Annotated in this window: 9 protein-coding genes; 7 read left to right on the forward strand and 2 right to left on the reverse strand. The window is 35.9% G+C overall.

What is annotated here, in order from left to right:
- Positions 1–20: 20 nt before the first annotated feature.
- Both CVS92_RS05405 and nusA read right to left on the reverse strand, forming a co-directional pair.
- Positions 21–500, reverse strand: coding sequence for a GNAT family N-acetyltransferase (locus CVS92_RS05405; RefSeq protein ID WP_107788770.1), 480 nt, complete (start codon positions 498–500; stop codon positions 21–23).
- Positions 500–1,603 carry a transcription termination factor NusA gene (gene nusA / locus CVS92_RS05410; RefSeq protein WP_021090810.1) on the reverse strand — a complete coding sequence of 368 codons (1,104 nt, stop codon included), beginning with the start codon at positions 1,601–1,603 and terminating at the stop codon, positions 500–502. The genes CVS92_RS05405 and nusA overlap by 1 nt, the downstream gene beginning before the upstream one ends.
- Positions 1,604–1,775: 172 nt before the next feature.
- Between nusA and CVS92_RS05415 the strand changes: the two genes are divergently transcribed.
- From CVS92_RS05415 to CVS92_RS05445, 7 genes are all read left to right on the forward strand, one after another.
- Positions 1,776–2,018, forward strand: coding sequence for an HP0268 family nuclease (locus CVS92_RS05415; protein ID WP_107695219.1), 243 nt, complete (start codon positions 1,776–1,778; stop codon positions 2,016–2,018).
- Complete coding sequence (gene miaB, locus CVS92_RS05420; RefSeq protein WP_107788771.1) at positions 2,018–3,319, forward strand: tRNA (N6-isopentenyl adenosine(37)-C2)-methylthiotransferase MiaB; 1,302 nt, start codon at positions 2,018–2,020, stop codon at positions 3,317–3,319. The genes CVS92_RS05415 and miaB overlap by 1 nt, the downstream gene beginning before the upstream one ends.
- On the forward strand, positions 3,300–4,079 hold the full coding sequence (locus CVS92_RS05425; protein WP_107788772.1) for a lysophospholipid acyltransferase family protein: 780 nt from the start codon (positions 3,300–3,302) through the stop codon (positions 4,077–4,079). Before miaB ends, CVS92_RS05425 begins: the two co-directional genes overlap by 20 nt.
- The gene (locus CVS92_RS05430) at positions 4,069–4,515 is read left to right on the forward strand and encodes a hypothetical protein (protein ID WP_087584412.1); all 447 of its coding nucleotides are present in this window, start codon (positions 4,069–4,071) and stop codon (positions 4,513–4,515) included. The genes CVS92_RS05425 and CVS92_RS05430 overlap by 11 nt, the downstream gene beginning before the upstream one ends.
- Positions 4,516–4,575: 60 nt before the next feature.
- A complete protein-coding gene (locus CVS92_RS05435; protein ID WP_107788773.1) occupies positions 4,576–5,580 on the forward strand; it encodes a hypothetical protein in 1,005 nt (334 codons plus the stop codon).
- The gene (locus CVS92_RS05440; protein ID WP_107788774.1) at positions 5,577–6,098 is read left to right on the forward strand and encodes a hypothetical protein; all 522 of its coding nucleotides are present in this window, start codon (positions 5,577–5,579) and stop codon (positions 6,096–6,098) included. Before CVS92_RS05435 ends, CVS92_RS05440 begins: the two co-directional genes overlap by 4 nt.
- Positions 6,091–6,579 (forward strand): hypothetical protein (locus tag CVS92_RS05445; RefSeq protein ID WP_107788775.1); only part of this gene is annotated, 489 nt, incomplete at its 3' end. The genes CVS92_RS05440 and CVS92_RS05445, both read left to right, overlap by 8 nt.

Genomic DNA, 6,579 nt, shown 5'->3' on the forward strand with positions numbered 1-6,579 from the left:
GCTTTTTATTTAAAAACGAACTATAAATTTAAAAGTTTTTCTAAATTTTCGCCGTCCAAGCGATAGTTTCTCCACTCAAGAGATTGATTTTTAGCACCCATACTTTCATAAAATTTAATGCTTGGCTCATTCCAGTTTAGGCAGCACCACTCAAGCCTTTTTAAATTTTCATCATTACAAATTTGAGCTAAAAATTTAAAAAATGCCTTGCCGATGCCTTGATTTCTAAACTCTTTTTTGACGTAAATGTCCTCAAGATAAATTCCACCAAGCCCCAAAAATGTAGAAAATGTGTAAAAATAGATAGCATAGCCAATTATCACACCTTCACTCTCGCAGACAAGGGTCTTTGCGTGATTTTTATTAAAGATAGAGTCTGCAAAAATTTCATTTGTAAAAGTGACTTGATCGCTCATCTTTTCATAGCTGGCAAGCTCTCTTACAAGCTCGCATATCACGTCTATATCAGCTCTAGTCGCTTTTCTTATTTGAAATTTCATTAGTTATCACCAAAAAGTGCTTTTAAGTCTTTGATTGGCTCATTATTTTCTGCATTACTACTAGTTTTTGAGCCAAGTTCATTTAGCTCGATCTCATAGCCAGTTAGCATGCTTGCCAGGCGGATATTTATACCGTTTTTGCCGATCGCCTTGCTCTTTTGTTCGCTCGCAAGTGTCACGATTGCCTTATTTTCTTCGATCTTTACAGATGTGATGATCGCAGGCGCCATAGCGCGAGCCACCAAGATCGCTGGCTCTGTGGTGTATTCGATCGCATCGATGCTCTCACCGTGGAGCTCTTTACTTACGGCATTTATCCTAACACCCTTTGTACCGACTGTTGCGCCGACTGGATCAATGTTTGGAGTGGTTGAGATTAGCGCTACTTTAGCTCTTTCGCCAGGAATTCTCGCACTTCCTTGGATGATGATGCCACCATCTTTTATCTCAGGCACCTCTGAAGTTAGCAGTGCTTCAAGAAATTTTGGCGAAGTCCTTGAAAGCTCAACCTTTATACCTAAATTTTTATCTGTAAAAACTTTTCTAATGACCGCTTTTACCACGTCGCCTACTTTAAATTTCTCGCCTTTTATGCGGTTTTTGCGTGGCAAGATGGCACGAAGCTCGTCTATCTCGATAAAAGTGTTTTCGTCATTATCGACTCTAACAACTGGTCCAAAGACCATGTGACCGCTCATTTCATTATATTTTTGTAAAATTTTCTCTTCTACTAGGCGCTGGATGTGATACTCAAGCTCCTTGTGAAGCGTTTGAGCTGCGGTCCTTCCAAGGTTATCAAGACTTAGCTCGTAAGTGAGCTCATCTCCGATCTCTACGCCACTGTCTATCTTTTTAGCCTCTTTTAAGCTTAAAAAGTGCTCATTATCCTCTTCAAGCCTCTCATCGTCGTTTGCTACGATTGAAATTTTTTGATAAAGCTTTAAATTTTTATTTGCATCGATACTCACGTCATACTCATAATTTTCGCCATAAACCCTTTTTGCAGTATTTATCAAGGCTCTTATAACGCGCTCTTTTACATCTTCTATCTCTAAATTTTTCTCATTTGCAATTGACTCGATGATATCTGAAATTCTTTCCATTTTTTCTCCATTGTGACGATAAATTTCGGGGATTTTTCGTGAAGTTTTGAAATTATACATAAGCCATACTTTTAATAACTTTAAGCTTGTTATTAACTTTTATTTAATCCTTTTTTTATGATGATTTGGGTATATTGACCGATTAAAATTTAAGATTTTGAAAGGATTAAAAATGGAGCTAAAACTTGCAAGAGCCGAATTAGACGCAAAACCAAAAACGATTTCGCTAGAAAAAATAGAGGCAGCTGTCGAAAAAGAGGGTCAGAAAATTTTCTATTTTGATAAAGAAAACACACACAAACAACTAATCGCCTTAGTCGAGCACTTTGAAGAAAAAGGGCTAGGCGTCTATCACAGAACCGTAAAATACGGACTTGATGATAGCGACTACATGTATGAAGTGCATATACTTTAATGAGTAAAAAACTCTTTATCCAAACTTTAGGCTGTGCTATGAATGTTCGTGACAGCGAGCATATCATAGCTGAGCTCTCACAAAAAGAAGACTACTCCTTAACACAAAATATAGAAGAAGCTGATTTAATCCTTATAAATACTTGCTCGGTTCGTGAAAAGCCAGTTCATAAGCTCTTTAGCGAAGTCGGAGCCTTTGAAAAAGCCAAAAAAAGAGGTGCTAAAATAGGCGTTTGTGGCTGTACTGCAAGCCATTTGGGTAGTGAAATTTTTAAGCGCGCACCTTATGTTGATTTTGTCCTTGGCGCAAGAAATGTTAGTAAGATCACAAAGGCAGTAAATACGCCTAAATTTATCTCAACCGACATCAACCACGACGAGAGCGAATACGCATTTGGCGAGTTTAGAGGCTCACCATATAAAAGTCATATCAACATCTCGATCGGATGTGATAAAAAATGCACCTACTGCATCGTCCCACACACCAGAGGCGATGAAATTTCTATCCCTTCAAGCCTCATTTTAAAAGAGGTAGAAAAGGCTGCAAACAGCGGCGCAAAAGAGATATTTTTACTAGGGCAAAATGTCAATAACTACGGTAAAAGATTTTCGGGCATGCAAGAAAATATTGATTTTAGCGACCTTTTAGTAAAGATAAGCGAGATAGATGGCGTTGAGAGGATAAGATTTACAAGCCCACACCCACTTCACATGGATGATAAATTTCTCGAAATTTTCACTAATAACCCTAAAATTTGCAAGTCTATGCACATGCCACTTCAAAGCGGAAATACCAAAGTTTTACGCGAGATGAAGCGCGGATACACAAAAGAGTGGTTTTTGGACCGCGCGCTAAGGCTTAGAAAAATGTGCCCAGATGTGAGCATCTCAACTGATATCATCGTCGCATTTCCAGGCGAGAGTGATAGCGAGTTTGAAGATACGATGGATGTGCTTGAGCAAGTTAGATTTGAGCAAATTTTTAGCTTTAAGTATTCGCCTCGTCCGCTTACAAAGGCAGCTACTTTCACAAATCAAATAGATGATAAAACCGCTTCAACAAGGCTTACTCGCCTACAAAATCGCCACAATGAAATTTTAGACGAGATCGTGGCGGCACAAAAAGATAAAATTTTTGATGTATATTTTGAAGAACTAAGAGCAAATGGCGGCGTTGCTGGGCGAAGCTTTAATAACTTTTTAGTTCAAGTCGATGGAAGCGAAGAGCTTCTTGGCACTACACAAAAAATCAAGATCACAAACCCAAAACGAATGGTTTTGTATGGCGAGCTGCAAATTTAAAAACACATTTGAAAAGCTCGCCCTAAATGTTGGCGTCTTTTTCATCTACATTTTGATATGGCTCATTTTTCTAACCTGCAAAAAGAGCTACACTCCAAATTTCTTACCGCAAAATGGCTGCGTCGTCGTCTTTTGGCACGGCAGGCTTAGCTTTATGAGCTTTGCTTACAGACACTGGTGGAGCAGTCAAAACAGAAAACAAGGCAAGGTGATAATAAGCGACCACAAAGATGGCGAGCTAATCACCAGAATAATCAAATTTTTTGGCATCGGCACCATTAGAGGCAGCAGCTCAAAAGGCGGTGCAAGGGCGCTTATAGAAGCCTTAAGGGAAATAAAGCAAGGTCACGACGTCATCATCACGCCAGATGGCCCACGCGGTCCAAGACACAGCGTAGCAGACGGAGCTGCGGTGATCGCACAAAAGTCATCTTGTGAAATTTATGCTCTAAATTACGAAGCAAGATCGTTTTGGGAGTTTAAAAGCTGGGATAAGATGATACTTCCAAAACCATTTTCAACTATAAATTTTAGCCTTTCAGCCCCTTTTAGTGTGGAAAATTTGGAGCAAAAAGAGGCAAAAGAGAAGATACAAAACGAACTTTGGCAGGCCTCGAAAAACGACGGTGGTAAGAGCGTGGAGCAAAACCAAGAGGATTTTAGAGCAAATTTAAAAATTTGGTGGAAAAAGTATGCTCATAAAAATCCGCAAATAAGCGACGAGATAAGAGAAATTTTGGACGAAATTTATGAAAAATAAACTATCTATTTTTATAGCCATTTTTCTAATTATTTTATTTGGGCTATTTTTTTACAGCGACAACTCCTATAAGCTCGCTCTTGAAGCAAAATTTTTATACGAAAACAAAGAGTACGAAAAAGCCTTAAATTTAAGCCAAAAAGCACTTGATATAGATATTTATAACAAAATGGCAAATACTGTGCTAAATCAAAGCAAGGCTGCTATCAAATTTAGCTCATACATAAAAAATGGCAAAGAGTATCTTGAGCGTATCAAAAAAATGAGCCAAAGTAGCGTCAGCAAGGCTGATAGTGAGCGCATTAAGATGATGTGTGATGTGATGATAGAGGATTTTGACGACCTTAAAAACTCGGCCCTACTTGATAATGAGCTAAAAAATGAAGCTTTAAATACAAAAGAGATTTTCGTTAAGCTTAAAAACGAGCTGTTTTAAACTTATTTAATCCCTTTTTAGCTACCATAACGAAAATTATGCACTAAATTTAGGAGATTTATGTCTTTTAGCGTCAAAAAGCTTTTTTCTAACCTTTTTTTAAGCGTCGTGTTGGAGGGCAATGAGTGCATATTCTTCGGTCAGGTCTTTAGAAATGGCAAACTTTTAAAAACCATAAACGCCAAATTTACAGATATAAATATCGATAATATCGATGAAAAAATCATAAAATACATAGAAGAGCAAGAAAAATCATATTTTGGTGTATATGTTTCAGTTTTTTTTAACGACGACTCGCAAGGCGCGCTTCCTAGTGTTAGCTTCGATGAATACAAAAAATTTAATATAAATACTAAAAATCTTACAAGCCTTATCATGCAGGATAGCTGGAGTATTTATGCAAATTTAAACGCTATAAAAAAATATAAAAATTTATTTGGGCAAGATAGTGTAGATCTCATCTACTCACCTATTGCCCTACTCTTTCACGAGCTTTTAAAACGCGGAATTTCTCCAAAAATTACACTTTATCTTTATATCCATGCACATTCGTTTACGCTTGCGATATTTAAAGATAAACAAATGAAATTATCCACTTTTTTAAATATGGCTGGTATTGAGGAAACTAATCAGGAAGCTGAAAGCCTAAAAGAAGAAGATATAACAGATATTGATAACTTAATAATTAAAGAAGAAAATGACGCAACGTCGCTTGATGATTTTAAAAGTTTAGATGATTTTTTAAGTGATGATAAACCAAAAGAATTTGAAGATCTAAATTATGAACTAAATATGCCAGTTTCTACAAATGTAGAAAAATCGGTTGCTATTTTTGGGTATGACATGAAGATGTTTGATTACATCGTAAAGGCTGTAAAAGAATTTTACGAAAATCCTCTCTACGGCGGTGATTTTATTGAACAAATAATTGTTTTTGAAAATACAAAAACAAGTGCAACTTTTTTACAATATCTGCAATCTGAGCTTCTAGTGGAGACTTCAGTGTATCCAGTGAATACAAATCATATTATGAATGAAATTATGCAAGAAGAGATAATATTATGAGATTTAGCTTTATTGCCCCAGAGCCAAGACCACTTATATCTATCTTTAGCAAAATTTGGCTAAGCCTTATAAGCTTTGTGTTTGTAGCTCTTTTGGCAACAAATTTCTTTATACTTTACAAAAATTATTCAGTTGAAAAAAATATAAATTTTTTATCAAATGAGCAAAAAGAACTTAGTCAAAAAATAGTCACAACAGATGAAATTTCAGCTAAGCTCGCCGTACAAATAGAATCTGCAAATGATATTTTCACATCAAATTCTATTCTCAAGCAAAGCTTGCACAATCTTTTTGATCTAGTGCCTGATAGCATAACGCTTGAAGAGGTTTTTATGGATAAAAACTCACTCATCATTCGTGGTATAACGCCGACAAAAGATGTATTTAACCAGCTTCTAGCTTCACCTTTAAGATCTATTTTTACGACTTCAAATACTAGCTTTTATCAAAGTAAAAACGGCTGGTACGGCTTTATAAGCACAAATAAAATTGATAATTCTGAGGGATACAATGAGTAAAAAAGATACGAGCTTAGAAAAAATAGATCCCGTCAAGCTTTTACTTTTTATATTTGCTTTTATTGTAGTTTGTTTCATTATGATATTTGGTTTTATCGTGCCAAATATAAAAGAATTTAAAAGCCTAACTAGACAAAATTATTCACAAACCTCATCTTATACAAAAGTAAAAAATGAATTTGAAGCTAAATTTAAAGCCCTTGAAGCAACTAAACAAAAAGATGGAGCTATCATTTCAGCTTTTGAGAATAAATTTGATAAAGATAAATTTATAGAATTTGCCTCTAAATTTTTCAGTGAAGTAAGCCTTAGTAAAATAGAAGAAAGTGATAATAACGCTAGTGAGAAATTTTTTAGATTTCGCCTAAATGTAACTAGCTCTCTAAGGACACCACAAAAATTTTATGACTTTTTAGATGCGCTTAGCAGCTATGACAGTATCGTAAAGACCGAATTTCCTATCGTCATGAAAGGCGAAAAG

Source organism: Campylobacter concisus (genome assembly GCF_003048555.1).
Lineage (GTDB): Bacteria > Campylobacterota > Campylobacteria > Campylobacterales > Campylobacteraceae > Campylobacter_A > Campylobacter_A concisus_AO.